Consider the following 24,997-nt stretch of genomic DNA (forward strand, 5'->3'; position numbering starts at 1 on the left):
GTGCCCTCCTCCTCCGACGCCGCCGTCCCCGTGACCTCCGACCTCCCCGGTGACGGGCCCGCCGGCGTGTCGGCGACCCCGGACGTGCCGAAGCCCGTCCGGGGACAGAAGGGGTACAAGCGGTCCCGGCTGGGTCGCAACCTCGTCGCGGCGATCGCGGTCGGCGTCGGGCTCGGCGTCGTCATCCTGCTGAGCCTGCTGATCCATCGTCAGGGCTTCGTCCTGGTGCTCGCCTGCGTCACCGCGGTCGGGACCTGGGAGCTCGCGGGCGCGCTGCGCCGGGGCGCCGACATCCGGGTGTCGCTGCCGGTGCTGCTGGTCGGCGGCCAGGCCGTCGTCTGGTTGTCCTGGCCGTTCGGCCTGCACGGCGCCGCGATCGCCCTCACCGCCACGGTGCTGGGCTGCCTGCTGTGGCGGATGCGGACCGGGGCGGCGCACTTCGTGCGCGACATCAGCGCCTCGCTGTTCGTCGCCGTCTACGTGCCGCTGCTCGTGGCCTTCGCCGTCCAGCTGACCGTCGCCCCGGACGGCGTGGGCCGGGTCCTGACCTTCCTGCTCTGCGTGGTCGCCTCCGACGTCGGCGGGTACGCCGCGGGCGTCGTCGCGGGCCGGCACCCGATGGCTCCCACGATCAGCCCGAAGAAGTCCTGGGAGGGCTTCGCGGGCTCGCTGATCGCCGGCATGGCCGTGGGCTCGCTCTGCACGGGGCTGCTGCTCGACGCGCCCTGGTACTGGGGGCCGCTGGTCGGCGCGCTGCTCGTCGCGACGGCCACCCTGGGCGACCTCGTCGAGTCGCTGGTGAAGCGCGACATCGGGGTCAAGGACATGGGCAATCTGCTGCCCGGGCACGGCGGTCTGATGGACCGTCTGGACTCGCTGCTGCCGGCCGCGTTCGTCGCCTGGGCGATCCTCGGGATCGTCGTCCCGATCGCGTGAGGCGCACCTACCAGGGGTTCGGCGGACAGCCGAAGCCCGGCCCGGCCATCCCCAGCCCGAACATCTGGAACTGGCCCGAGGTCTACGAGACCGAGAACCGCGCCCAGGACGCCGACGGCGAGCTCTGGGCGGCCCTGTGGGCCGAGACCGGGGGCTGGGCGGGCGCCGACGTCGTCGACGTCGGCTGCGGCGACGGCTTCCACCTGCCGCGCTTCGCCGAACGGGCCGCCACCGTCACCGGTGTCGAGCCGCACCCGCCGCTGGTCGAGCGGGCACGTCGGCGCGTCGCCGACGACCCCCGCATCACCCTGCACACCGCGGGCGCCGAGCTGCTCCCGCTGCCCGACGCGAGTGCCGACCTGGTCCACGCCCGCACCGCGTACTTCTTCGGGCCGGGCTGCGAGCCGGGGCTCGCCGAGGCCGAGCGGGTGCTCCGCCCGGGCGGGGTGCTCGCCGTCGTCGACCTGGACTTCACGGCGCGGCCCTACGGGACGTGGCTGCGCGCGGACCTGCCGCGCTACGACGCGCCCGCGGTCGACCGGTTCTTCGCCGCCCACGGCTTCGCGCTGCGCCGGGTCACCTCGACCTGGCGGTTCGACTCCCGCGCGGACCTGGAGGAGGTCCTGCGCATCGAGTTCTCCCCGCGCACCGCGCGCCGGGCGATCGACGACGTCGCCGACCGCACCGTGCGCGTGGGCTGCCGGCTCCACACCCGGCGCCGCGCGGACGGCCTCGTGCTGCCGTCCTGAGCCGCGGCGCCGGGAGCGGGCTCAGGACAGGGTGATCGACCCGTCCGCGACGGTGACCTGCCGCGGGTCCAGCGGTCGCTGGGCCGGCCCGTCGAGGACGGCGCCGTCGAGGGAGAAACGGCTGTTGTGGCACGGGCAGACGATCTGCCCGTCGGTGACCTGGCTGACGGTGCAGCCCTGGTGCGGGCAGATCGCGGACAGCCCGGTGAAGGTCCCCTGCTGCGGCTGGGTGACGACGACCTGGGCGTCGGCGAAGATCGCGCCGCCGCCGACCGGCACCGCGGACTCCGGGCCGAGGACGGTGCCGGGGGAACCCTGCGGGGCGTCCCCGCTCTGGGCCTGGCCACCGTTGTCGGTGGTGGTGGAACCGCTGCCGCCACCGCAGGCGGCGACCGCGCCGATCGCGGCCACGCCGGCGCCGGCGATCATCGCGCGGCGACCGAGGGCAGGACCTCCGGCGCGCTGGGCGGGCTCGGGGTCGGTGGAGGACGTCGTGGGGAGGGTCATGGCTCTCCTGGGGGAGGCCGGGCGGGGCCCGGCGGTGTGGTGGTGGCGGCCCGGGGGTTCGGGGACCCGGGCACGTGACGAGCCTCCCATGATGTCCGGTTCGAGGGAGGACGGGTGTGTCGTTCCGCCACACCCGCGCCGTGTCCCGGGCCGCTCTCGCTACCGTGGGTGCATGCCGTACACGATGCGCCAGCCGTCGCTGGGCGTTCCCGTGCCGAGTCTGGAGATCGTCCTGGGCCTGCTCGCCTGGGCGATCGGCGCGGGCGGCCTCGGGAACGGGTTCGCCACCGTCCTCGTCGCGCTCGGGATCTTCCTGACCGCGTACCTGTGGATCGTGCGCCGGCGCAACGCCGCGATGGCGGTGACCCTGCACCCCGAGCGCAAGCGCCGGATGCAGCGGCTGATCGTGATCGGCGTCGCGGGGGTCGTGCTGCTGCCGTTGCTGCTGTCCCTGGTCGGCTACGGCGAGCTGTCCACCCCCCTGTCCGCCGCGCTCGTCGGGGTGCTGCTGATCCAGGCGTCCACCGTGCTGGAGGAGCGCAGCCTCGTCGCGACCGGCGGCCTGGTCCTGCTCATCGCCGCGTTCGGCGCCTTCCTGGCCCTGACCTACCAGGGGCAGGGGACCGGGTCCGCGGTGCCGGTGACCGGTCTCTGCGCCGGGATCGTGCTGTGGGTCGCGGCGGCGCGCAGGCTCGGGATCCTGGAGGACCTGTCCCGGCGCTTCAACGTGCGGATCCCCGGGATCCGCTGACCCGCGACCGGGCTGGCACACTGGTGGGTGCCATGTCCAGCCTCCCGCTCGTCTTCGACGCACCCCGCCGCGGTACTCCGCCCCGCCACCTCGCCGACCTCGACCCGGCCGACTGTGCCGCCGTCGCGCAGGAGCTCGGCGTGCCGCGGTTCCGCCTCGACCAGTTGGCCCGCCACTGGTTCGGTCGTCTCACCGACGACCTCGACGCCATGAGCGACCTCGGCGGTGACGTCCGGGAGAAGCTGCGCCCGCTCCTCCCGCCGCTGGTCACGCCGCTGACCGAGAAGGCGTGCGACGGCGGCGCCACCCGCAAGACGCTGTGGCGCGGCCACGACGGCGTGCTCGCCGAGAGCGTCCTGATGCGCTACCCGGACCGGGCGACGGTCTGCATCTCCAGCCAGGCGGGCTGCGGGATGGCGTGCCCGTTCTGCGCGACCGGCCAGGGCGGTCTGCAGCGCAACCTGTCGACCGCCGAGATCGTCGACCAGGTCCGGCGCGCCGCGGCCCAGGCGCGCGACGGCGTGCTGGACGGGCCGACCCGGCTGTCGAACGTCGTGTTCATGGGGATGGGCGAGCCGCTCGCCAACTACAAGCGGGTCGTCGCCGCCGTCCGCCGGATCACCGAGCCCGCCCCGGACGGGCTGGGCATCTCCGCCCGCGGGGTCACCGTGTCCACCGTCGGGCTGGTCCCGGCGATCGACCGGCTCCGCGAGGAGGGCATCCCGGTCACCCTGGCGATCTCGCTGCACTGCCCGGACGACGAGCTGCGCGACACCCTCGTCCCGGTCAACAACCGGTGGAAGGTCGCCGAGGTCCTCGACGCGGGCCGCCGCTACGCCACCACGACCGGCCGCCGCGTCTCCATCGAGTACGCGCTGATCCGTGATGTGAACGACCAGCCGTGGCGCGCCGACATGCTGGGGAAGGTCCTGCGGCAGCACATCGGGACCTCGAGGGTGCACGTCAACCTGATCCCGCTGAACCCGACGCCGGGCAGCGAGTGGGACGCCTCGCCCAAGCCCGTCGAGGAGGAGTTCGTGCGCCGCGTCCGGGCGGCCGGCGTCGCCTGCACCGTCCGCGACACCCGCGGCCAGGAGATCGACGCGGCCTGCGGCCAGCTCGCCGCCTCCCACCCGGGCTGACCCGCCCGGCGGCCCCTCGCGCCGCATGCCGGGTCGCATCCGGGCCGGTCCGCCCGGCGGCCCCCTCGCGCCGCCGGGCGAAGCCGCTCAGAGCCGGTCGCCGGTCTCCGGGTGGAACAGGTGCAGCCCCTCGGTCGAGGGTGTCAGCGCCACCCGGTCCCCACGCCGTGCGCCGGTCCGTCCCGCGGTCCGCACGACGACGGCGTCGTCGCGCGAACCGGTCAGCGAGGCCGTCGCCGACAGGTCACCGGCGACCTCGGCGAGGGTGCCGTAGAGGTAGGCGTCCGACCCCAGCTCCTCGACGACGTCGACCCGGGCCGGGATGCCCTCGCCGCCGTCGGGGGAGACCGTCCACTGCTCGGGACGGATGCCGAGGGGCACCTCGGTGAGCCGCTGCGCCCCGATCGTCGACCGGACGTCCTGGGGCAGGGCGATCTCCCGCCCGGCCAGGGTCACCCCGCGCTCGGTCACCCGCGCGGTGAACAGGTTCATCGCCGGCGAGCCGATGAACCCGGCGACGAACGCGTTCTGCGGCCGGTCGTACAGGTCGGCCGGGGTGGCGAACTGCTGCAGCTTGCCGTCGGCCAGCAGCGCGACGCGGTCGCCCATCGTCATGGCCTCGACCTGGTCGTGGGTGACGTAGACGGTGGTGACGCCCAGCCGTCGCTGCAGCGCGGCGATCTCGGTGCGGGTCTGCACCCGCATCTTCGCGTCGAGGTTCGACAGCGGCTCGTCCATCAGGAAGACCCGCGGCTCGCGCACGATCGCCCGGCCCATCGCGACGCGCTGGCGCTGGCCGCCGGACAGCGCGCGCGGCTTGCGGTCGAGGTAGTCGGTCAGGCCGAGGATCTCGGCGGCCTCCTTGACCTTGACCGCACGCTCGGCCTTGTCGATCCCGGCCATCTTGAGCGGGAACGCCATGTTCTCCCCGACGGTCTTGTTCGGGTAGAGCGCGTAGTTCTGGAACACCATGGCGATGTCGCGGTCGCGCGAGGGCACCCCGACCATGTTCTCGCCGTCGATCCGGATCGAGCCGCCGTCGATCTCCTCGAGACCCGCGAGCATCCGCAGCGCCGTCGACTTGCCCGATCCGGACGGCCCGACGAGCACGACGAACTCGCCGTCCTCGATCGTCAGGTCCAGCCGGTCGACGGCAGGCTTCGCCCCGGGGGTGTAGATCCGAGATGCCTGGTCGAACACCACGTCAGCCACGGCGGGCTCCCATCCTGTTCACGAACACGATCACTTGACGGCCCCGAAGGACAGGCCCTGGACCAGCTTGTTCTGGGCGATCCAGCCGGCGATGACGACCGGCAACGCGGCCACGGTCGCCGCGGCGCACAGGCTGGCGAAGTAGAGGCCCTCGGAGGTGATGAACCCGACGAGGTACACGGGCACGGTCGCGGCCCGTGAGGCGGTGAGGTTCACCGCGAAGAAGAACTCGTTCCAGGCGAAGATCATGCAGATCAGCGCCGTGGCGGCCATGCCGGGCGAGATGATCGGCAGCACGACCTCGCGCAGCGAGCGCCACAGCGACGCGCCGTCCATGCTCGCGGCCTCCAGGAGCTCCTTGGGGACCTCCAGGAAGAACGACCGCATCATCCACACCGCGATCGGCAGGTTCATCGCCGTGTAGAGCACGACGAGCGTCCAGATGTTGTCCAGCGCGCCCAGGTAGTTCACGACGACGTAGATCGGCACGATCGCCGCGACGACCGGCAGCATCTTGGTCGAGATGAAGAAGAACAGCACGTCCTGGGTCTTCTTCACGGGCCGCAGCGACAGCGCGAACGCGGCCGGGGTGCCCAGCAGGAGCACCAGGACCGTCGAGGCGACCGTCGCGAACAGCGAGTTGAGCAGGTAGGGCCCGACGCCGCCGCCGAACACCTCGGCGAAGTTGTCGAAGGTGGGGGCGAAGAACACCGTCGGCGGGATCGTGACGGCCTGCGCCTCGGTCTTGAAGGCGGTCATCACCATCCACAGCACCGGGAAGAATAACCCGAGCCCGACGATCCAGGCCAGGACGCTCAGCAGCGGCCCGGCCCCGCGCGGGGCCTTCCGCGGCGTCGTTGCGGGGGTGGAGGTCCGTTCGGCGACTGCGGTCATCACGCCTCCTCGGCGGCGGAGAAGCTGCGGAAGATCAGGCGCAGCGCCAGGGTGGCCACGATGATCGTCGCCACCACGGTGACCACGCCCATCGCGGCGGACTCACCGATGTCGAAGCCCAGGAACGCCCGCTGGTAGATGTAGAACGGCAGGTTCGCCGACGCCGTACCCGGACCGCCCTGGGTCATCATGTAGATCGTGTCGAACGTGTTGACCAGGTAGATCGCGCCGAGCACGACACCCAGCTCGATGAACCGCTGCAGGTGGGGCAGCGTCACCTCGCGGAACACCGCGAACCCGGTCGCCCCGTCCATCCGGGCGGCCTCGAGGACCTCCTGCGGCTGCGAGCCGAGCCCGGCGAGGATCAGCAGCATCATGAACGGCGTCCACTGCCACACCAGCGCGATGATCACCGCGGCCCGCGGGAAGGTGGACACCCAGTCGGTCTGCCCGGCGCCGAACGGCGAGAGCAGGAAGTTCACCAGGCCGTAGGTGGGGTCGAACAGGACCGACTTCCACAGCAGGGCACCGGCGACCGGGGTGATCAGGAACGGGGTGATGATCAGCGTCCGGACGATGCCGCGGCCGAGGAACGCACGGTTGAGCAGCAGCGCGATCAGCAGCCCGAGGACCATCGCGATGGCCACCGACCCCAGGGTCAGCAGGATGGAGTTCAGCGCGACCCCGCGGAACTGCGAGTCGGTGAACACCGTCGCGTAGTTCTCCAGCCCGACGAAGCGCTGGCTGCCGGGGCGCACCAGGTTCCAGGACTGCAGCGAGTACCAGATCGTCACCAGGAACGGCAGCTGCGTGATGATGATGGTGAAGATCAGCGCGGGTAGCAGCGGGGCCCGGCGGATCCAGCCGTCGCGGCGCTCCGCGGCCGGCGAGGTCTGTCGTTCCGGTGCCGCGTGCGGTGGTGCCTCTGTGGTCGTCACCGGTCGCCCCCGCTCTGCTGGTAGGACTCGCCGACGGTCTCGGCGTAGCTCTGGGCCTCGTCGAGGGCCTCGTCGGCGGTCTGCTGTCCGGCGATCGCCGCGGAGATCTGCTGGCTGACCCGGGTCCCCAGGTCCTGGAACTCGGGGATCCCGACGAACTGCAGCCCGGTGTACGGAACGGGGTCGCGGGTCGGCCGGTCCTGGTCGGCGGCGTTGATCGCGGCGATGGTCTGCGGCGCGTAGGCCTTCGACGCCGCGACGTACTCGGGGATGCCGCGACGTACTCGGGGATCCGGTAGGTCGACTGGCGGGCGCCGGGCGGGACGGAGGTCCAGCCGAGGTCCTCGCCGACCATCTTCTGGTACGGCTTGGACGTCATCCAGGACAGGAACTTCCAGGTCGCGTCGACCTGCTCGGGGCCCTTCTCCGCGGTGGTGCGGGGGATGGCCAGCGCCCACGAGTACAGCCAGCCCGAGGACAGGCCGTCGACGCCGGTCGGCGCCGGCGCGTAGCCGACCTTCCCGGCGACGTTGGACTGGGCCGGGTCCTCCAGCAGGCCCGCGGCGACGGTGGCGTCGAACCACATCGCCGTGTTGCCCTGGCTGAACTGGTTGCCGCACTCGGAGAACCCGGAGCCCGCCGCACCGGCCTGGCCGTCGCGACGGAGGAGATCGACGTAGAAGTTGACCGCCTTGCGCACCTCGGGCGAGGTCAGCTGCGCGTTCCAGTCCTGGTCGAACCAGCGACCACCGTAGGAGTTGATCATCGCGTCGACCGGGGCCATGACCTCGCCCCACCCGGGCTTGCCGCGCAGGCAGATGCCGCCGCGGCCCTGCTGGCGGTCGGTGAGGCGGTCGGCGAACTGCGCCACCTGGTCCCAGGTCGGCTTCGCGGGCATGGTCAGCCCGGCCTGGGCGAAGAGGTCCTTGCGGTACATCAGGAACGCGGACTCGCCGTAGAACGGCACCGAGTACATGTGCCCGTCCGGGCCGGACAGGGCGCCGCGGATGGTCGGGATGAAGTCGTCGCGGTCGTAGCCGGGGGTGGCGTCCATCAGCGGGTCGAGGTCGACCAGCCAGCCGTTGCGGGCCCACTGGGGGGTCTCGTAGTTCGAGATCATCACGGCGTCGAACTCGTCGCCGCCGGTGGCGACCGACGCGGTGATCTTCGCGCGGGCCTCGTTCTCCGACAGGCTGACGAAGCGCACGGTGATGCCGGGGTTCTCGGCCTCGAACCGCGGGCTGAGCTCGATCGCGTCCTCCATCTGGGGGTTGGACACGATTGCGATCGTCACGATCCGCGTACCTTCGGGCAGGCCGAACGTGCCGGCACCGGCGCAGCCGGTGAGGGCGAGGCCGATCACCGCCAGTAGCGCGGTGAGAACGGCGGGACGCGACCTGGTTCTCGGGCGCACGGGCACTCTCCTCGTCGAGGGCTCCGACGGGTGTTCAACGGTGTGATCCGGGACACGTCCGTCCGGTATGACCGGTGCACGGTAAGTGCGGAGCAACCGCTTGCGCAACCGGTTGCCTGTAGCCTGTCGCCAACCCGTGACCCGCGTCGGAGGTGTGTGATCGCGACCATGGCCGAGGTCGCCCGGCTCGCCGGGGTGTCCACCGCGACCGTGTCCCACGTTCTCAACGGCACCCGGCCCGTCCGGGAGGCCACCCGCGAGCAGGTGCTCGCCGCGATGGCGCAGGTGCAGTACACGCCCAACGCCGCGGCCCGCTCGCTCGCCACCTCCCGCACCCGCACGCTCGGGCTCGCCCTGTCGGCGATCTCCAACCCGTACCTGGGTGAGCTGCTGCACGCGGTCGAGGACGAGTCCGCCGCCGCCGGGCACACCCTGCTGCTCGCCGACCCGCACGACGACCCGGGCTACGAGGCGACGGCCGTCACACAGCTCCGCAGCCGCGTCGACGGCGTGCTGTTCGCCCCCTCGGGCGACTCCACCGCGACCCTGGAGGCGCTCGCCGCGCAGGGCGTGCCGACGGTGCTGGTCGACCGGATGCTCGACGGCGTCCTGGACGAGGTCGGCTCGGAGAACGTGGAGCCCGTCGCCGGGTTGGTGACCCACCTCGCCGAGGCGGGGCACGGCCGGATCGGCTTCGTGATGGGTCTCCCCGGGCTGTCGACGACCGTCGAGCGGCTGGAGGGCTACCGGCTCGGGATGCGCCGGGCCGGTCTCCCGCCAGGGCCGGTGGTGGAGGGGCGCTCGGACAGCGAGCCCGCCCGCGCCGTCGTGCGCGAGCTGCTGGCCTCGCCCGACCGGCCCGCCGCGCTGGTCACGGGCAACAACGCGATGACCATCGGCGCCGTTCAGGCCGCCCACGACCTGGGGCTCACCATCCCCGGGGACCTGGCGCTGGCCGCGTTCGACGACTTCCCGTGGGCCGACGCGTTCAGCCCGCGTCTCACCGTCGTCGCGCAGCCGTTCGCCGACATCGGGCGCGAGGCGGTCCGGCTGCTGCTGCGCCGCATGGCCGAACCCGACGCCGAGCGGCGTTCGCTGCGGCTGCCGACGACCTTCGTGCACCGGGAGTCCTGCGGCTGCCGGCCGTGATCGCCGGGAGTGGAGCGGGGAAGCGGGTGCACTGCGCCGGACGCTCCACTCCCGCCGATCACCCGTGTCCGGCGAGGACCTCCGCGAGGTCGAAGGTCACCGGGCGCTCCAGCTGTTCGTAGGTGCAGGAGGCGGGGTCGCGGTCCGGGCGCCACCGCACGAACTGGGTGGTGTGGCGGAACCGCTGGCCCTCCATGTAGTCGTAGCGGACCTCGACCACCCGCTCCGGGCGCAGCGGGACGAAGGACAGGTCCTTGCCGGCGTTCCACCGGCTCGTCTCGGACTTGCGCGGGGTGCGCTCGCCCTCCAGCTGCTTCGCCCAGGCCCACGGGTGGTCGTCGAAGTCGGTGACCAGTGGCTGCAGCTCGGTCATGAGCTCGCGGCGGCGCGCCATCGGGAACGCCCCGACGACGCCGACCGACACCAGCACGCCGCGGGCGTCGTGCAGTCCCAGCAGCAGCGACCCGACGGCGTCCGGCCCGGACTTGTGCACCCGGTACCCGGCGACGACGCAGTCCGCGGTCCGCTCGTGCTTGATCTTGGTCATGACGCGCTTGTCGGGCTGGTAGGTCCCGGCCGGGTCCTTGGCGATGAGGCCGTCCAGCCCGGCGCCCTCGAACTTCTCGAACCAGCGGCGTGCTGTCCCGGTGTCGTCGGTGATCGGGGTGAGGTGCACCGGCGGGGCGACGCCGGCGAAGGCCTCCTCCAGCAGCGCGCGGCGCTCGGCGAACGGGCGTGCGGTGAGGTCGTCGTCGCCGAGGGCCAGCAGGTCGAAGGCGACGAACGACGCCGGCGTCTCCGTCGAGAGCAGCGTCACCCGGCTGACCGCGGGGTGGATCCGCTGCTGGAGCGCCTCGAAGTCCAGTGCGTTCCCCGAGGCGACGACGATCTCCCCGTCGACGACCGCGCGCGGCGGGAAGTGCGCCCGCACCGCCTCGACGACCTCGGGGAAGTAGCGGGTCATCGGCCGCTCGTTGCGGGAGCCGATCTCGACCTCGTCGCCGTCGCGGAAGACGATCGAGCGGAAGCCGTCCCACTTGGGTTCGTAGAGCCTGCCCTCGGGGATGGACGGGGCGGGCTTGGCCAGCATCGGCTTCACCGGGGGCATCACGGGCAGGTCCACGGCGGGGAGTCTCCTCTCGGGGCGCGGGCGGGGCATCCCGGCTCGCCCGTCCGTGGACAGACCGTTCCCGCACCCGGGATCCATCGGTCCCCGGGCGGCGGTCCCGGCGCGGTCGTGGTCGGATGACCCCCGTGCCCCGCCTGCCCGACCGCGACGCCCTCGACCGCGCCCGGGACTCCACGATCGACGACGTCCTGCCCGGCCCGGACGACCCGCCGCTGCGGGTGCTGTTCTGCGGCATCAACCCGGGCCTGGTGTCGGCGGCGAGCGGGCACCACTTCGTCCGCCCCGGCAACCGCTTCTGGCCGGTCCTGCACTCCTCCGGGTTCACCCCGCGGCTGCTGGCGCCCGCGGAGCAGGGCGAGCTCGCGGGGCTCGGTCTCGGCATCACGAACATGGCGCCCCGGGCCACCGCCCGCGCCGACGAGCTGACCGACGACGAGCTCGTCGCCGGTGGGGAACGGCTGTGGGCGCTGGTCGCGGCGCGGGAGCCGGCGTGGCTGGCCGTCGTCGGGATCGGGGCCTACCGGACCGCGTTCGGGCGACGCGGCGCGGTGGTGGGGGAGCAGGCGGAGCGGCTGGGCGCGACCGGGATCTGGGTGCTGCCGAACCCGTCGGGGCTCAACGCGCACTGGTCGCGCGCGGCGATGGTCGCCGAGTTCGCGAGGCTGCGCGCCCGCGCCCAGGAGCCCGGGCCGGGCCAGGTGTACTGCTAGGCCTCCGGGGTCGTCGCGCGCAGGAACAGCCCGAGTGCGAGCCCGACGACGAGGAAGACCAGCAGCCACCACCACGTGCCCGACAGCACCCACACGGCGGATCCGACGGCGAGGCCGCCGCCGATCCCGTACCCGAGCCGGGTCAGTCTGTCCTTGCGGGGCCCGTCGTCCATGGGCGCCGAGCCTAGCGGGCTCCCGCGTCGAGATCGGGCAGATCCGGTGTCGCGGCGCCGTCGCGCTCGTCGCGGGCGGCCCACTCCAGCAGCGGCTCGATGCCGAACACGGCCTCGTCGATGCCGGCGTGCAGGTCGCCCAGCTCGGCGTAGCGCGCCGGGACGGTGGCGATCGTGAAGTCCCGGGGCTCGCAGTCGTCGATCTCGTCCCAGGTCACCGGGGTCGACACCCGCGCGTCGGGGGTGCCGCGCACGGAGTAGGCGCAGGCGATCGTGTGGTCGCGGGCGTTCTGGTTGTAGTCGACGAACACCGTCGACGGGTCGCGGTCCTTGCGCCACCACGACAGGTCGACGCGGTCGCAGCGACGCTCCACCTCGCGGGCGAAGGCGTGTGCGGCGCGGCGGACGTCGGCGAACCCGTGGTCGGGCGGGATGCGCACGTAGACGTGCAGCCCGGAGCCGCCGGAGGTCTTCGGGAAGCCGGTCGCGCCCAGTTCGTCGAGGACCTCGCGGACGACGCCGGCGACGCGGCGGACGTCGGTCCAGGACGCCTGCGGCATCGGGTCCAGGTCGATGCGCCACTCGTCGGGGGACTCGACGTCGGCGGCGCGGGAGTTCCAGGGGTGGAACTCGACGGTGGACATCTGCACCGCCCAGACGACGTCGGCCGGGTGGGTCACGCACAGCTCGTCGGCGGTGCGATTGTACCGCGGGAAGGTCACGCGGACGGTGCGGACCCAGTCGGGGGCGCCGCGCGGCAGCCGCTTCTGGTGCACCTTCTCCCCGGTGACGCCGGTGGGGAAGCGGTGCAGCATGCACGGCCGGTCGCGCAGCGCGCGGACCACGCCGTCGCCGACGGCCGTGTAGTACGCGGCCAGGTCGCGCTTGGTCTCGCCCCGCTCCGGGAAGTAGACGCGGTCGGGGCTGGACAGCCGCACGACCCGGTCGCCGATCGTCAGCTCGACCGGCTCACCCGCGTCGCGCGCCATCCGGCGTCGGCCCGGTGCCGAGCCTCAGAGACGACGGCGCCGCTGGTGGAGCGGGTACGCGATCGCGCCGATGAAGCAGACGGCGGCGGGCACGGCGGAGAACAGGAACTCGGTCCAGCTCACCGGGTGGCCGATCGTGAACAGCAGCAGCACGACACCGACCACGGCGGCCGCGATCGGCACGCCCCGGTGGAAGTTCTGGTGCCAGCCCCAGTCGACCGAGGGCTCGTCCGCCGGGTCGATCCCGGACGCGACGGCGATCTCGCGGGTCTTGCTCGTCGTTGCGCTGTGCGCGACTGCCTTGCTGGCCACCGTGTGTCCTCCTGGTCCGGCTCCGTGCGGGGTCATCGTCGCACAGCTCGCGGGGCGAGGATGATGTGCCGTGATGAAGTCACTCGTCGTGTTGGGCAGCACCGGGTCGATCGGTACCCAGGCCCTGGACGTGATCACCCGCGCCGGCGGGTTCACGGTGTCCGGGCTGGCCGCGGGCGGATCGGACGTGGACCTGCTGGTGGCCCAGGTCCGTGCGCACCGGGTCGGGCGGGTCGCGGTCGCGTCCGCTGCGGCGGCGGTGCGGCTGCGGGCGGAACTGCCGGGCGTCGAGGTGCTCGACGGCCCGGACGCCGCGACCGAGCTGGTCACGGCGTGCCGCGCCGACATCGTCCTGAACGGCATCACCGGCTCCCGCGGCCTCGGCCCGACCCTGGCCGCGCTCGCCACCGGCGCCCGGCTCGCGCTGGCGAACAAGGAGTCGCTGGTCGCAGGGGGTCCGCTGGTGTCGGCGTCGGCCGCACCGGGGCAGATCGTGCCGGTCGACTCCGAGCACTCCGCGCTCGCGCAGTGCCTGCGCGGCGGCCGGGAGTCCGAGGTCGACCGGCTCGTCCTCACCGCGTCGGGCGGCCCGTTCCGCGGGCGGACCCGCGCGGAGCTGGCGGGCGTCACGGTCGAGCAGGCCCTGAAGCACCCGACCTGGGACATGGGGCCGGTCATCACGATCAACTCGGCGACGCTGGTGAACAAGGGTCTCGAGGTGATCGAGGCGCACCTGCTGTTCGAGGTGCCCTACGACCGCATCGACGTCACCGTGCACCCGCAGTCGATCGTGCACTCGATGGTCACCTTCACCGACGGCTCGACGATCGCCCAGGCGTCGCCGCCGGACATGCGGCTGCCGATCGCGCTGGCGCTCGGCTGGCCGGAGCGCATCGCCGGCGCCTCTGCGCCGTGCCGCTGGGACACCGCGCAGAGCTGGACCTTCGAGCCCCTCGACGACGACGCGTTCCCCGGAGTGCGCCTCGCCCGCGCCGCCGGGACCGCGGGCGGCTGCCTGCCCGCGGTGCTCAACGCCGCCAACGAGGAACTCGTCGAGGCGTTCGTCGCCGGGACGATCGGCTACACCGGGATCACCGACCTGCTCGGCGAGGTGCTGGAGGCGGCCGACGCCTGGACGGGTGACCCGGCTACCGTGGACGACGTGCTGGCTGCCGAGACCTGGGCCCGGGCCCACGCGCGCGAGAAGGCCCACGAGCGGGAGAAGACGCGGTCGTGACCATCGTGTGGACGGTCGTCGGGATCGCGATCTTCTTCTTCGGGCTGCTGCTGTCGATCGCCTGGCACGAGCTCGGGCACTTCGCGACGGCCCGCTGGTTCGGGATCAAGGTCCCGGAGTTCATGGTCGGGTTCGGCCGCACCGTCTGGTCGGTGCGCCGCGGCGAGACCGCGTACGGCATCAAGGCCATCCCGCTGGGCGGCTACGTCCGCATGATCGGGATGCTGCCGCCGGCCAAGGGCGGCACGCTGGGCCGCAGCCGTCGTACCGGCCCGTTCCAGGGGCTGATGGACGACGCCAGGGCGCAGTCGCAGATGGACGTGCTGCCGCAGGACGCGGACCGGCAGTTCTGGACCCGGTCGCCGTGGAAGCGGATCATCGTCATGTTCGCCGGGCCGTTCATGAACCTGATCCTGGCGGTGGTGCTGTTTTCCCTGGTCCTGATGGGGATCGGCGTGCCTGCGGCAACCACCCAGATCGAGTCGCTCGAGAAGTGCGTGCTCCCGGCCGTCGCGGTCCAGAACGGCGTCCCGAAGGAGTGCCCGGCCGGAGCGCCCCTCGCGCCGGCGCTCGCGGCCGGGGTCCAGCCCGACGACCGCATCCTGTCGGTCCGCGGACAGGAGTTCGGCCCGGACGACGGGACCGCGTTGCAGGACGCGATCCGCGCGTCGTCGGGACCCACGCAGATCGTCGTCGAGCGGGCCGGCCGGCAGATCCCGCTGACCGTCGACGTCATCCCGAACGTCCTCCCGACCCGGGACTCGGCTGACCCGTACGCCACGGTGACGGCGGGCTATCTCGGTGTCGCCCTCGACACGAAGTACATGCAGCTCGGCCCGGGCGACGTGGCCGCGCAGATCGGCAACGGCGTCGTCCGCACGGCGGAGGCGATCACCCAGATCCCCGCCCGCGTCCCGGCCCTGTTCGGAGCCGCGTTCCTCGGCGAGGAGCGGAGCCAGGACAGCCCGATGGGTGTCGTCGGGGTCTCGCGGATCGGCGGTGAGATCCTCGCCCAGCAGGACGTCCCGTGGCAGGCCGACGTCAGCCGGTTCCTGATGATGCTCGCCGCGGTGAACCTGTCGCTGTTCCTGCTGAACCTGCTCCCCGTCCCGCCGCTGGACGGCGGCCAGATCGTCCCGGCGATCTGGGAGGCGATCAAGCGGAACACCGCGAAGCTGCTCGGACGCCCCGACCCCGGGCCTGTCGACGCGGCGAAGCTGCTCCCGCTCGCCTACGTGTTCGTGATCGTCTTCCTGGGGTTCTCGGTCATGGTCGCGATCGCCGACATCGTCAACCCGGTGCGGCTGTTCGGGTGAGCGCAGCACCCGAGGGCGCCCGCCCGCTGGCGGTCTTCGACATCGACGGCGTCCTCGCCGACGTCTCGCACCGGCTGCACTACCTCGACGTGCACCGTTGGGAGACGTTCTTCGCCGCCGCGCACGCCGACCCGCTGCTCGAGGAGGGCGCCGAGCGGCTGCGTGCGGCGCAGGCCGAGTACGACGTCGTCTACCTGACCGGGCGCCCGGAGCGGAACCGGCGGCTCACCGAGACCTGGCTGCGGAGCTTCGGCCTGCCGACCGGGCCGCTGTTCATGCGCCCCGACGACGACCACCGCCCCGCCCGCTACGTCAAGCGCGAGGTCCTGCGGCTGCTCGCCCGCGAGCGGGAGATCGCGATGATCCTCGACGACGACCCCGCCGTCGTCCGGATGCTGGCCGACGACGGCTGGCCGGTCGAGCTGGCGACCTGGCTGCCGCACAGCTCGACGCTGCAGGACGCGCAGGAGAAGCACGGCCGCACGTGAGTGCCCCTCCTCACCGGGTACGGCGGACCGTGCCACACGGTGGGATAGTGGAGGTCGTGAGCGTCTCCCTGGGTATGCCGTCCGCGCCCGCGCCGACCCTGGCCCCGCGCCGGAGGACCCGGCAGCTCCAGGTCGGCCCGGTCGGTGTCGGATCCGACCACCCGATCTCCGTCCAGTCCATGACGACCACCCTGACCTCCGACGTCAACGCGACGCTGCAGCAGATCGCCGAGCTGACCGCGGCCGGATGCGACATCGTGCGTGTCGCGTGCCCGTCGGCCGACGACGCCGAGGCCCTGCCCGCGATCGCGCAGAAGTCGCAGATCCCGGTGATCGCGGACATCCACTTCCAGCCCAAGTACGTGTTCGCCGCGATCGAGGCCGGCTGCGCCGCGGTGCGGGTGAACCCGGGCAACATCCGCAAGTTCGACGACCAGGTCAAGGAGATCGCGCAGGCCGCGAAGGACCACGGCACGCCGATCCGGATCGGGGTCAACGCGGGCTCGCTCGACAAGCGACTGATGGAGAAGTACGGCAAGGCGACGCCCGAGGCGCTCGCCGAGTCGGCCATGTGGGAGGCGGGCCTGTTCGCCGAGCACGACTTCCACGACATCAAGATCTCGGTCAAGCACAACGACCCGGTCGTGATGGTGCGGGCCTACGAGCTGCTCGCGGAGCAGTGCGACTACCCGCTGCACCTGGGCGTCACCGAGGCCGGGCCCGCGTTCCAGGGCACGATCAAGTCGGCCGTCGCGTTCGGGGCGCTGCTGCGCCAGGGCATCGGCGACACCATCCGGGTGTCGCTGTCCGCGCCGCCGGTCGAGGAGATCAAGGTCGGCCAGCAGATCCTGGAGTCGCTGAACCTGCGCCCGCGCAAGCTGGAGATCGTGTCCTGCCCGTCCTGCGGGCGGGCCCAGGTCGACGTCTACACCCTCGCCGACGAGGTCACCGCCGGACTGACCGGCATGGAGGTCCCGCTGCGCGTGGCCGTCATGGGCTGCGTCGTCAACGGCCCGGGTGAGGCCCGCGAGGCCGACCTCGGCGTCGCCTCCGGCAACGGCAAGGGGCAGATCTTCGTCAAGGGCGAGGTCATCAAGACCGTCCCCGAGCACAAGATCGTGGAGACGCTGATCGAGGAGGCCATGCGGCTCGCCGAGGAGATGGGCGAGAGCGCGGACGGCGTGACGGGTGAACCCCAGGTGACCGTCGGCTGAGCGAGTACCGGTACCGGACGGGCCTCGACGTGGCATCATGAACCCGTGCTGAGGGTGGCCGGGGCACGGCTTCTCGACGATCGTCACCGCTCCGGGGTGCACGACGTGCTCGACGCCGACCCCGTCGCCGCGTGCATGGTCGCCGCCCGCATCGAGGCGGTCGGCCTCGACCCGTGGCGGCTGGGCGGTGAGCTGTGGTCCCACGGGGCCCCGGCGGACGGTCTGTGCTTCTCCGGGGCGAACCTGGTGCCGCTGCGCGGTGACCGGGCGGCGCTGCGTGCCTTCGCCGACCGCGCGCGCCGGGCCGGGCGGCTGTGCTCGTCGCTGGTGGGGCGGGCCGAGCTCGTCCTGCCGCTGTGGGAGGAACTCGCACCGGGCTGGGGTCCGGCCCGCGAGATCCGGCCCGACCAGCCCCTCATGACGCTCGAACGGCCGCCGATGGTCGCGCCCGACAGCCGAGTGCGTCCGGTCCGCATCTCCGAGCTCGACCGGTACCTGCCGGCCGCCATCGCGATGTTCACCGAGGAGGTCGGCGTCGACCCCCGCGAGGGCGACGGCGGGGCGGGCTACCGGGCCCGGGTCGCCGAGCTGATCACCTCCGGGCGGGCGTTCGCCCGGTTCCACGACGGCGAGGTCGTGTTCAAGGCCGAGATCGGTGCCCTGTCGCGCACCGTCGGCCAGATCCAGGGGGTCTGGGTGAACCCGGCCTGGCGGGGGCACGGGCTCGGCACGGCCGGGACGTCGGCGGTCGCGGTCGCGCTCGCCGGAATGGGCCGGCGCGCCAGCCTGTACGTCAACGCCTTCAACGCCCCGGCCAGGGCCGCGTACCAGCGGGTCGGGTTCGTGCAGGTCGCGCGGTTCGCGACCGTCCTGTTCTAGACCCGGTCGGGTACCCCGACTTGACCGTGCCGTAGCGGCACGGTGTCGACTCGGTGCCTGCCGCGGGCATCCGCCCCGGCGCCACCGCACCGGGGAGGCCCGTCGTGTCCCGTTCCCGCTCCGCAGCACCCGTCACAGCGGGGAGTCCGTCGCGTCCCGGGTGGGGGGAGATCGTCGTCGGGCTGGTCGTGCTGGCCGCGGTGGCCTACGGGGGTGGGCCGCTGGTGCTGCGGACCCTCGACCTCGGGCCGCTCGCGGGGGGCCTGTTCCTCGCGGCCCTGTCGGGGATCGCGGGCATCGCCGGTTTCGCCGCGGCCGTCGCCCTCCGGCGTCGCCCGCTGTCGGAGTTCGGCGTGCGGGCGACGACCGTGCGCTGGCTGGTGATCGGCGCGGCCGGGGCGATCCTGGCGTTCGTCGTCAGCAGGCTGCTGGCGATCGGGATGGTCCTGGTCGGGATCGAGCCGGAGAACATCCAGGGCGCCTACGCCGACGCGGGCAGTGGCGGGGCGTGGTCGGTGGCGTTGTCGCTGCTGTTCCTCGCGGTGCTGACCCCGCTGGGGGAGGAACTGCTGTTCCGCGGGGTGGTCACCTCGGGGCTGCTGCGCTACGGGGCGGTCGTCGGCGTGGTGGGCAGCGCCCTGGTGTTCGCGCTGGCGCACGGGCTGAACGTGGTGTTCGTGACCGCGCTCGTCGTCGGTCTGGTCGCGGGGGAGCTGCGACGGCGCAGCGGCTCGGTGTGGCCCGGGGTGGTCACGCACGTGGTGCACAACGCGATCGCCCAGGTCGTGGCGTTGGCGTTCGCCGGGGTGCTGTGAACGACGGATCCGTACCAGGCCCCTGATGGCGCCGATGCGTGCACGACGAGGACGTCTCTCCGGGAGCCGGGCTTCCACCGGGTGGGGTGCTCGCCGAGCTCGCCTGCCGCGAACGGGCCGGTGCCCGGACACCCGGGCCTCACACCGGGGGCGGCATACTCGGTGATCGTGATCGCCACCCTGCGGAAGCGCCCCCTGGTCCTGGCCGCCGCGATCGTCGTGCTCGTCGCGGTGGGTGTCGTGGTGGCGCTGCTGCGCCCCTGGGGTGGCGCCGGGACGACCGCGGAGCGGTACGTGACCGCGTGGGCCGCCGGGGACGCGCCGGGTGCCGCCGTCTACACCACGGACGCGGAGACGGCGGGCGCCTACCTGCAGAAGGCCCGCGACGACCTCGCGCCGACCGGGATGACCGCGCGGATCACCGGCACCCGCACCGACGGCGACCGCGCCACGTCGACCGTCGAGGTCGCCTGGGACCTGGGGCAGGGCCGGGCCTGGAACTACACGCTCGACCTGCCGCTCGTCGCCGCCGACGACACCCCGGGCAACGACACCGGATGGGCGGTCGACTGGTCGCCCGCCGCGTTCGCGCCCGGTCTCACCGACGGCCAGCGGCCGGTGACCCGCACCGTCACCGCGGCGCCCGCGCCCGTGCTCGACGCCGGTGGGGCCACCCTGCTCGCGCCCACCCCGGTCGTCACCGTCACCCTGGACAAGGCGCAGGTCGAGCAGTCGGCGAGCGGACTCGGCTCCGCGCTGGGGTCGATCGACCCCGCCATCACCGCGTCGAGCATCAGGGCGGGCGCGAACGCCGTGCCGGACGGGCAGGCCTACACCGTCGTCGTGCTGCGGGAGCCCGACTACCAGCGGGTCCGGGACCGCATCTACGACCTGCCCGGCGTCCGGTTCGTGTCCTCGACCCGGCTGCTGCCGCCCGACCAGGGCTTCGCGGGCCAGCTGATGCAGGGCGCCCGCGCGGACATCGAGAAGGCCGCGGGCGGCACCCCCGGCTGGTCGGTCGACGTCGTCGGCCAGCGCGGCGAGACCGTCCGCTCGGTCGCCGGGCAGCCCGCCGGGCCCGGGAGGCCGGTCACCCTGGAGCTGGACCGCACCGTGCAGAACGCGGCGCAGGACGCCGTCGACGCCGACTCCCGGCAGGCGATGATCGTCGCGATCCGGCCGTCCACCGGGGCGGTGCTCGCCGTCGCGCAGAACGCCGCCGCCGACCGTGACGGCGCACTGGCCCTGACCGGCCGCTATCCGCCCGGTTCCACCTTCAAGATCGTCACCGCGTACGGGGCGATGCCGGCGGAGAACCTCACCCCGCAGTCCCCGGTCGAATGCCCCGGTACCACCGTGATCGACGGGCGCACCATCCCCAACGAGAACTCCTTCGTCCTCGGCACCGTGCCGCTGACCGAGGCGTTCGCCCAGTCCTGCAACACCACGTTCTCCCGGCTCGCGCTCGGGCTGCCCGCCGACGGGCTGCCGACCGCGGGGAAGGCGCTCGGCTTCGGCGCGGACTGGAAGATCCCCGGGATGACGACGATCACCGGCACCGTCTCGCCCGCCACCGACGACCTGCAGCGGGCCAGCGACGGCTTCGGCCAGGGCGACGTGCTCGCCTCCCCGTTCGGCATGGCGATGGTGTCGGCGACGGTCGCGCACGGTGCGCCCGTCACCCCGTCGCTGATCCGCGGCACGACGACCGAGGCCGCCGTCGCACCGGGCACCCCGGACCGCGCGGTGCTCGACCAGCTGCGGCCGATGATGCGCGCCGTCGTCACCTCCGGGACGGCGCGGGCCGCCGCCGGGCAGGGCGAGGTGTTCGGCAAGACCGGCACCGCCGAGTACGCGGGCCCCGACGGCAGCAACCGGTCGCACGGCTGGTTCACCGGCTACCGCGGTGACCTGGCCTTCGCCACCCTCATCGTCGACGGCGGGTCCTCGGGGCCCGGTGCAGATGACGGCGCGGTTCCTGTCGGGCGTCCCGCGCTGAGCGACCGGGGAGGGACCGGCCGGGCGGCGGCGGGCCGGCGCCGTGTGGGGCGTCCTACCCTGGTCGTCGTGCATCCCAGCCGGATCCCCGCCCTGGCGTTCGTGGCCGACCTCGTCGCCGTCGTGGTGTTCGCCGCCGTCGGGAGGATGAGCCACGCCGAGGCCGACAGCGTGCTCGGCCTGCTCGGCACCGCGCTGCCGTTCGCGCTGGGTGCCGCGGCGGCCTGGGCGACGCCGTGGGTGCGGTCGGCGCCGGCGTCGCTGCGTGCCGGGGCGGTCGTGCTCGCCGGGACCGTGGTCGTCGGACTCCTGCTCCGCCTGGGGTTCCTGGGGCGGCTGCCGCTGTCGTTCGCCGTCGTCGCGACGATCTCGCTCGCGGTGCTGCTGCTGGGCTGGCGGGGGATCTCCGCGGCCGTCGCGCGGCTGGGGCCCCGCGCACCCCGACCCGCTGACCGACCCGGACGTACGATGGGGTCATGTCGACCCGCACGCTGCTCGTCCCCGGTACACCGACCCCGAGTCGCGAGGTGCCGGCGCACATCCCGCGTCCGGAGTACGTCGGCAAGCCGGCCCCGGCGCGCAGCCGTCGCGGCGACGTCCAGACGCCCGAGACGATCGAGCTGATGCGGCACGCCGGGAAGATCGCGGCCCGGGCGCTGCAGCTCGCCGGCGAGACCGTCCGACCGGGCATCACCACCGACGAGATCGACCGCGTGGTCCACGAGTTCCTCGTCGACCACGACGCGTACCCCTCGACGCTGGGCTACCGCGGCTTCCCCAAGTCCTGCTGCACCAGCCTCAACGAGGTCATCTGCCACGGCATCCCGGACACGACCGTGATCAACGACGGCGACGTGATCAACGTCGACGTCACGGCGTTCGTCGGCGGGGTGCACGGCGACACCAACGCGACCTTCCTCGCCGGTGACGTGTCGGAGGAGGCACGGCTGCTCGTCGAGCGCACCCGCGAGGCCACGATGCGCGCCATCAAGGCCGTCCGTCCCGGGCGCGAGCTGAACGTCGTCGGCCGCGTCATCGAGTCCTACGCCAAGCGCTTCGGCTACGGCGTCGTCCGCGACTTCACCGGCCACGGCATCGCCCACGAGTTCCACTCCGGGCTGGTCGTGCTGCACTACGACCAGCCCGACGTGCACACCGTCCTCGAGCCGGGGATGACCTTCACCATCGAGCCGATGATCACCCTCGGCGGGATCGACTACGACACCTGGGACGACGACTGGACCGTCGTCACCAAGGACAAGTCGTGGGTCGCGCAGTTCGAGCACACCATCGTCGTGACCGACGACGGCGCGGAGATCCTGACCCTGCCCTGAGCCCGTCGCCCCGGCCTGCGCGGCCGGGGCGCCCGGGTCAGGCCGCGGTGCGCTCGCGCAGCAGGGCCAGTGCCTCGTCGGCGTGCTTGTTCATGTCGGTCTCGGAGCCGATCTCGGCGAGGATCCGGCGGTCCGGCCCGATCACGAAGGTCTTGCGGCGGGTGTGGAAGTTCCCCGGGAGCCAGGCCCGGTAGGCGCCGAAGGACTTCGCGACGGTGTGGTCGGCGTCGGACAGGAGCGGGAAGCCGAAGCCGTTCGCGGCGGCGAACATGTTCTGCTTGTCCGGCCGGTCCGAGGAGATCCCGACCGGCTGCGCTCCGACCTCGGCGAACTCGGTCGCGAGGTCGCGGAAGTGGCAGGCCTCGGCGGTGCAGCCACCGGTCATCGCGGCCGGGTAGAAGAACAGGACGACGGGGCCGGCGGCCAGCAGGTCGGACAGCCTGCGCGGTGCGCCGGCCTCGTCGGGCAGCTCGAAGTCGGTGGCGGTGTCGCCGACGGCCATGGTGTCTCCTCGGGTCGGGGGTGCGGGGTGGGTCAGGAACGTGGGGGCAGCGGGAGGAACCCGCTGGTGCGGCGGACGTAGTCGGCGTAGCCGGGGCGTCGGTCGGCGATGTCGCGTTCCAGCAGCGCCGCCCCGGTGCCCTTCATCAGGTTCGCGGTGATCACGGCGACCCCGACCAGACCGATCAGACCTGCCGGGTGGTGCAGCGCGAGGATGCCCAGACCCCACCAGACGCAGGCGTCGCCGAAGTAGTTGGGGTGGCGGGTGTACCGCCACAGGCCGTGGTCCATCACCTCGCCGCGGTTCGCGGGATCGGCGGTGAACCGGGCCAGCTGGGCGTCGCCGACGGACTCGAAGGCGAACCCGACCGCCCAGACGAGCACACCGAGCACGGTGACGGCGACCAGCCATCCCGTCGCCGCGCTGCCGTACTGGGCGAGCTGCACGGGCAGCGACACGACCCACATCACCGCACCCTGGGTGAGGTAGACGCGACGGCCGATCGCACCGCGCTCGCGCAGCTCCACGTAGCGCCGGTCCTCCGGCTTTCCGTGGTTGCGCCGCGCGATGTGCCGGGCCAGCCGCCCGCCCCACACCGCGACGAGCGCGACGACCAGGGCGCGCCGCCAGCCGTCGCCGGTCGGGTCGAGGGCCGTCGCGGTCACCGCGGTGACCAGCGCGACCCACACGAACCCGAGGCCCCAGACGACGTCGACGCCGTCGTGCCTGCCGCGCCGTACCCCGATCGCGTACGCGAGGGTCATGAGCACGGCCACGGCGACGGCGGTGACGCCGAGGTTGACGGCCCATGCGGCCCAGGGGAACGGGTTCGGAGCGATCATGCTGTCGCGGCCGGCGACGGCGCGCCCGCCGGGGCGTGCCCGACGGCCGGGTCGAGCCCCAGGATCCCGGTGCGGCTGCGCGGCAGACCGGAGGTGCCGTCGGCGCCGGGGCGCACGGTCAGGATCTGGTGCACACCCATCCGGTTCTCCTCGAACGCCAGCGCCGCGCCGGCCAGGTACAGCAGCCAGATCCGCCACTGCTCCGCACCGATCATCCGGACCGCGGTCTCGCGGTGGGCCTGCAGCGTCTCCAGCCAGGGCCGGACCGTCCACACGTAGTGTTCGCGCAGCGAGTGCACGTCCACCACCTCGTGCCCGGCCTGCTCCAGGAACCCGAGGGTCTCGCCGAGCGGGCGCATGTACATGTCCGGCGCGACGTAGGCCTCCATGAACGCGCCGCCGCCGGGCGCGGTGTTCGCCCCGACCGAGCCGCGCGACATCTGCTGCAGCAGCAGACGTCCGTGCGGGCGCAGCATGCGGTGCAGCTGCGCGGCGTAGACGCCGTAGTTCTCCTGGCCGACGTGCTCGCCCATCTCGATCGAGGCGACCGCGTCGAAGGGTTGGTCGGAGATCTCGCGGTAGTCCTGCAGCCTGATCTCGACCCGCTCGGACAGCCCTGCCCGGCGGACGCGCTCGACGCCGTAGTCGCGCTGCTGCGCCGACAGGGTCACCCCGGTGGCGTGCACGCCGTAGTGCTCCGCGGCGTGCACGAGCAGCGACGCCCAGCCGCAGCCGACGTCGAGCAGCCGCATCCCCGGCGCCAGGCCCAGCTTGCGGCAGATCAGGTCCAGCTTGTCCCGCTGGGCGTCGACGAGGGTGTAGTCGGGCCCCTCGTCGCGGGTCCAGTAGCCGCACGAGTACGCCATCTGCGGGTCGAGCAGGAAGGCGTAGAACTCGTTCGACAGGTCGTAGTGGTGGCTGATCGCGTCGCGGTCGCGGCGGCGGCTGTGCCGCCGACCACCCAGACGGGCCTCCGACGACGACGGCCGCGGCGGCGGGCCGACGGCGCCGAGCCGGGCCGCGGTGCCCAGCGCCCCCAGCTTCTGGCGCAGGCCGAGCCGCACGGCACCGGTGCCCGGCCGGGCGAGCGCCCAGAACCGGGACAGCCCGTCGGCGATGTCGCCGTCGAAGGACAGGTCACCGGAGACGAACGCCCTGGCCAGGCCGAGCTCGCCCGGCGCCCACAGCAGCCGGCGCAGGGCCCGGCGCCGGTGGACGATCACCGTCGGCGGGGTCGGATCGTCGGGGGTGCCGGTCCGCCCGGCCTCGCTGCCGTCCCAGGCACGCAGCCGCACCGGGAGCGGGGCGCGCAGGACGTCCTCCAGGAGCGAGGCGAGGCGCTCCGCGGGGGTGGTGGTCATGGGGCC

Annotated in this window: 25 protein-coding genes and 1 pseudogene; 14 read left to right on the plus strand and 12 right to left on the minus strand. The window is 73.2% G+C overall.

The window, feature by feature from the left end:
* Together FVA95_RS07385 and FVA95_RS07390 are read left to right on the plus strand one after the other, a co-directional pair.
* Nucleotides 1–936 (plus strand): phosphatidate cytidylyltransferase, encoded by a 936-nt coding sequence (locus tag FVA95_RS07385; RefSeq protein WP_149663525.1) that lies wholly within the window; start codon nucleotides 1–3, stop codon nucleotides 934–936.
* The gene (locus FVA95_RS07390) at nucleotides 933–1,685 is read left to right on the plus strand and encodes a class I SAM-dependent methyltransferase (RefSeq protein ID WP_149663526.1); all 753 of its coding nucleotides are present in this window, start codon (nucleotides 933–935) and stop codon (nucleotides 1,683–1,685) included. Before FVA95_RS07385 ends, FVA95_RS07390 begins: the two co-directional genes overlap by 4 nt.
* Nucleotides 1,686–1,706: 21 nt before the next feature.
* On the opposite strand, the gene FVA95_RS07395 is transcribed toward FVA95_RS07390, so the two are convergent.
* Nucleotides 1,707–2,192 carry a Rieske (2Fe-2S) protein gene (locus tag FVA95_RS07395; RefSeq protein WP_205015784.1) on the minus strand — a complete coding sequence of 162 codons (486 nt, stop codon included), beginning with the start codon at nucleotides 2,190–2,192 and terminating at the stop codon, nucleotides 1,707–1,709.
* Between the two features lie 172 nt (nucleotides 2,193–2,364).
* Here FVA95_RS07395 and FVA95_RS07400 point away from each other — a divergent pair, with 172 nt between their 5' ends.
* A complete protein-coding gene (locus FVA95_RS07400; RefSeq protein WP_149663528.1) occupies nucleotides 2,365–2,943 on the plus strand; it encodes a hypothetical protein in 579 nt (192 codons plus the stop codon).
* A gap of 32 nt (nucleotides 2,944–2,975) precedes the next feature.
* Entirely contained in the window at nucleotides 2,976–4,085 is a 1,110-nt protein-coding gene (rlmN, locus tag FVA95_RS07405) for a 23S rRNA (adenine(2503)-C(2))-methyltransferase RlmN (protein ID WP_149663529.1), read from the plus strand.
* 87 nt (nucleotides 4,086–4,172) lie between these two features.
* On the opposite strand, the gene FVA95_RS07410 is transcribed toward rlmN, so the two are convergent.
* The 4 genes and pseudogenes from FVA95_RS07410 to FVA95_RS07425 form a co-directional block, all read right to left on the minus strand.
* Nucleotides 4,173–5,297: an ABC transporter ATP-binding protein gene (locus FVA95_RS07410; protein WP_149663530.1), complete on the minus strand. Its 1,125-nt coding sequence runs from the start codon at nucleotides 5,295–5,297 to the stop codon at nucleotides 4,173–4,175.
* A 30-nt stretch (nucleotides 5,298–5,327) separates the two neighbouring features.
* Nucleotides 5,328–6,191, minus strand: a complete 864-nt coding sequence (locus tag FVA95_RS07415; protein ID WP_164514840.1) for a carbohydrate ABC transporter permease — start codon at nucleotides 6,189–6,191, stop codon at nucleotides 5,328–5,330.
* A complete protein-coding gene (locus FVA95_RS07420) occupies nucleotides 6,191–7,129 on the minus strand; it encodes a carbohydrate ABC transporter permease (RefSeq protein WP_370460842.1) in 939 nt (312 codons plus the stop codon). Before FVA95_RS07420 ends, FVA95_RS07415 begins: the two co-directional genes overlap by 1 nt.
* Nucleotides 7,126–8,549 (minus strand): annotated as a pseudogene (locus tag FVA95_RS07425) (sugar ABC transporter substrate-binding protein). Before FVA95_RS07425 ends, FVA95_RS07420 begins: the two are co-directional and overlap by 4 nt.
* A gap of 162 nt (nucleotides 8,550–8,711) precedes the next feature.
* Here FVA95_RS07425 and FVA95_RS07430 point away from each other — a divergent pair.
* Nucleotides 8,712–9,692 (plus strand): LacI family DNA-binding transcriptional regulator, encoded by a 981-nt coding sequence (locus tag FVA95_RS07430; RefSeq protein ID WP_205015785.1) that lies wholly within the window; start codon nucleotides 8,712–8,714, stop codon nucleotides 9,690–9,692.
* A 58-nt stretch (nucleotides 9,693–9,750) separates the two neighbouring features.
* Here FVA95_RS07430 and FVA95_RS07435 read toward each other — a convergent pair whose 3' ends face one another.
* A complete protein-coding gene (locus FVA95_RS07435) occupies nucleotides 9,751–10,815 on the minus strand; it encodes an ATP-dependent DNA ligase (RefSeq protein WP_149663532.1) in 1,065 nt (354 codons plus the stop codon).
* A gap of 122 nt (nucleotides 10,816–10,937) precedes the next feature.
* On the opposite strand from FVA95_RS07435, the gene mug reads away from it, so the two are divergent.
* Nucleotides 10,938–11,531 (plus strand): G/U mismatch-specific DNA glycosylase, encoded by a 594-nt coding sequence (mug, locus tag FVA95_RS07440; protein WP_149663533.1) that lies wholly within the window; start codon nucleotides 10,938–10,940, stop codon nucleotides 11,529–11,531.
* On the opposite strand, the gene FVA95_RS30775 is transcribed toward mug, so the two are convergent.
* Genes FVA95_RS30775 through FVA95_RS07450 form a run of 3 tightly spaced genes read right to left on the minus strand, consistent with a single transcriptional unit; the run spans nucleotide 11,528 to nucleotide 13,005 of the window.
* Nucleotides 11,528–11,704 (minus strand): hypothetical protein, encoded by a 177-nt coding sequence (locus tag FVA95_RS30775; RefSeq protein ID WP_161992225.1) that lies wholly within the window; start codon nucleotides 11,702–11,704, stop codon nucleotides 11,528–11,530. The genes mug and FVA95_RS30775 overlap by 4 nt on opposite strands.
* A gap of 11 nt (nucleotides 11,705–11,715) precedes the next feature.
* A complete protein-coding gene (ligD, locus tag FVA95_RS07445; RefSeq protein ID WP_149663534.1) occupies nucleotides 11,716–12,693 on the minus strand; it encodes a non-homologous end-joining DNA ligase in 978 nt (325 codons plus the stop codon).
* Nucleotides 12,694–12,717: 24 nt separating this feature from the next.
* The gene (locus tag FVA95_RS07450) at nucleotides 12,718–13,005 is read right to left on the minus strand and encodes a DUF2631 domain-containing protein (RefSeq protein ID WP_161992226.1); all 288 of its coding nucleotides are present in this window, start codon (nucleotides 13,003–13,005) and stop codon (nucleotides 12,718–12,720) included.
* 73 nt (nucleotides 13,006–13,078) lie between these two features.
* Between FVA95_RS07450 and dxr the strand changes: the two genes are divergently transcribed.
* The 8 genes from dxr to map all read left to right on the plus strand — a co-directional run bounded on the left by dxr (nucleotide 13,079) and on the right by map (nucleotide 22,286).
* Nucleotides 13,079–14,242, plus strand: a complete 1,164-nt coding sequence (gene dxr, locus FVA95_RS07455; RefSeq protein ID WP_149663536.1) for a 1-deoxy-D-xylulose-5-phosphate reductoisomerase — start codon at nucleotides 13,079–13,081, stop codon at nucleotides 14,240–14,242.
* Entirely contained in the window at nucleotides 14,239–15,558 is a 1,320-nt protein-coding gene (locus FVA95_RS07460; protein WP_149663537.1) for an RIP metalloprotease, read from the plus strand. The genes dxr and FVA95_RS07460 overlap by 4 nt, the downstream gene beginning before the upstream one ends.
* Nucleotides 15,555–16,046, plus strand: coding sequence for a hypothetical protein (locus FVA95_RS07465; RefSeq protein ID WP_149663538.1), 492 nt, complete (start codon nucleotides 15,555–15,557; stop codon nucleotides 16,044–16,046). Before FVA95_RS07460 ends, FVA95_RS07465 begins: the two co-directional genes overlap by 4 nt.
* 56 nt (nucleotides 16,047–16,102) lie before the next feature.
* Complete coding sequence (gene ispG / locus FVA95_RS07470) at nucleotides 16,103–17,260, plus strand: flavodoxin-dependent (E)-4-hydroxy-3-methylbut-2-enyl-diphosphate synthase (RefSeq protein WP_193564316.1); 1,158 nt, start codon at nucleotides 16,103–16,105, stop codon at nucleotides 17,258–17,260.
* A gap of 45 nt (nucleotides 17,261–17,305) precedes the next feature.
* The gene (locus FVA95_RS07475; protein ID WP_149663539.1) at nucleotides 17,306–18,139 is read left to right on the plus strand and encodes a GNAT family N-acetyltransferase; all 834 of its coding nucleotides are present in this window, start codon (nucleotides 17,306–17,308) and stop codon (nucleotides 18,137–18,139) included.
* Between the two features lie 104 nt (nucleotides 18,140–18,243).
* Nucleotides 18,244–18,954, plus strand: a complete 711-nt coding sequence (locus FVA95_RS07480; RefSeq protein WP_149663540.1) for a CPBP family intramembrane glutamic endopeptidase — start codon at nucleotides 18,244–18,246, stop codon at nucleotides 18,952–18,954.
* A gap of 168 nt (nucleotides 18,955–19,122) precedes the next feature.
* On the plus strand, nucleotides 19,123–21,576 hold the full coding sequence (locus FVA95_RS32710; protein ID WP_161992227.1) for a DUF3054 family protein: 2,454 nt from the start codon (nucleotides 19,123–19,125) through the stop codon (nucleotides 21,574–21,576).
* The gene (map, locus tag FVA95_RS07490) at nucleotides 21,480–22,286 is read left to right on the plus strand and encodes a type I methionyl aminopeptidase (protein ID WP_240051329.1); all 807 of its coding nucleotides are present in this window, start codon (nucleotides 21,480–21,482) and stop codon (nucleotides 22,284–22,286) included. The genes FVA95_RS32710 and map overlap by 97 nt, the downstream gene beginning before the upstream one ends.
* A gap of 37 nt (nucleotides 22,287–22,323) precedes the next feature.
* On the opposite strand, the gene FVA95_RS07495 is transcribed toward map, so the two are convergent.
* Genes FVA95_RS07495 through FVA95_RS07505 form a run of 3 tightly spaced genes read right to left on the minus strand, consistent with a single transcriptional unit; the run spans nucleotide 22,324 to nucleotide 24,991 of the window.
* Nucleotides 22,324–22,788, minus strand: a complete 465-nt coding sequence (locus FVA95_RS07495) for a peroxiredoxin (protein WP_149663543.1) — start codon at nucleotides 22,786–22,788, stop codon at nucleotides 22,324–22,326.
* A gap of 32 nt (nucleotides 22,789–22,820) precedes the next feature.
* Complete coding sequence (locus FVA95_RS07500) at nucleotides 22,821–23,630, minus strand: DUF1295 domain-containing protein (RefSeq protein WP_149663544.1); 810 nt, start codon at nucleotides 23,628–23,630, stop codon at nucleotides 22,821–22,823.
* Entirely contained in the window at nucleotides 23,627–24,991 is a 1,365-nt protein-coding gene (locus FVA95_RS07505) for a cyclopropane-fatty-acyl-phospholipid synthase family protein (protein WP_149663545.1), read from the minus strand. The genes FVA95_RS07500 and FVA95_RS07505 overlap by 4 nt, the downstream gene beginning before the upstream one ends.
* Nucleotides 24,992–24,997 lie beyond the last annotated feature (6 nt).

The sequence above is a fragment of the Pseudonocardia sp. EV170527-09 genome (assembly GCF_008369905.1).
Lineage (GTDB): Bacteria > Actinomycetota > Actinomycetes > Mycobacteriales > Pseudonocardiaceae > Pseudonocardia.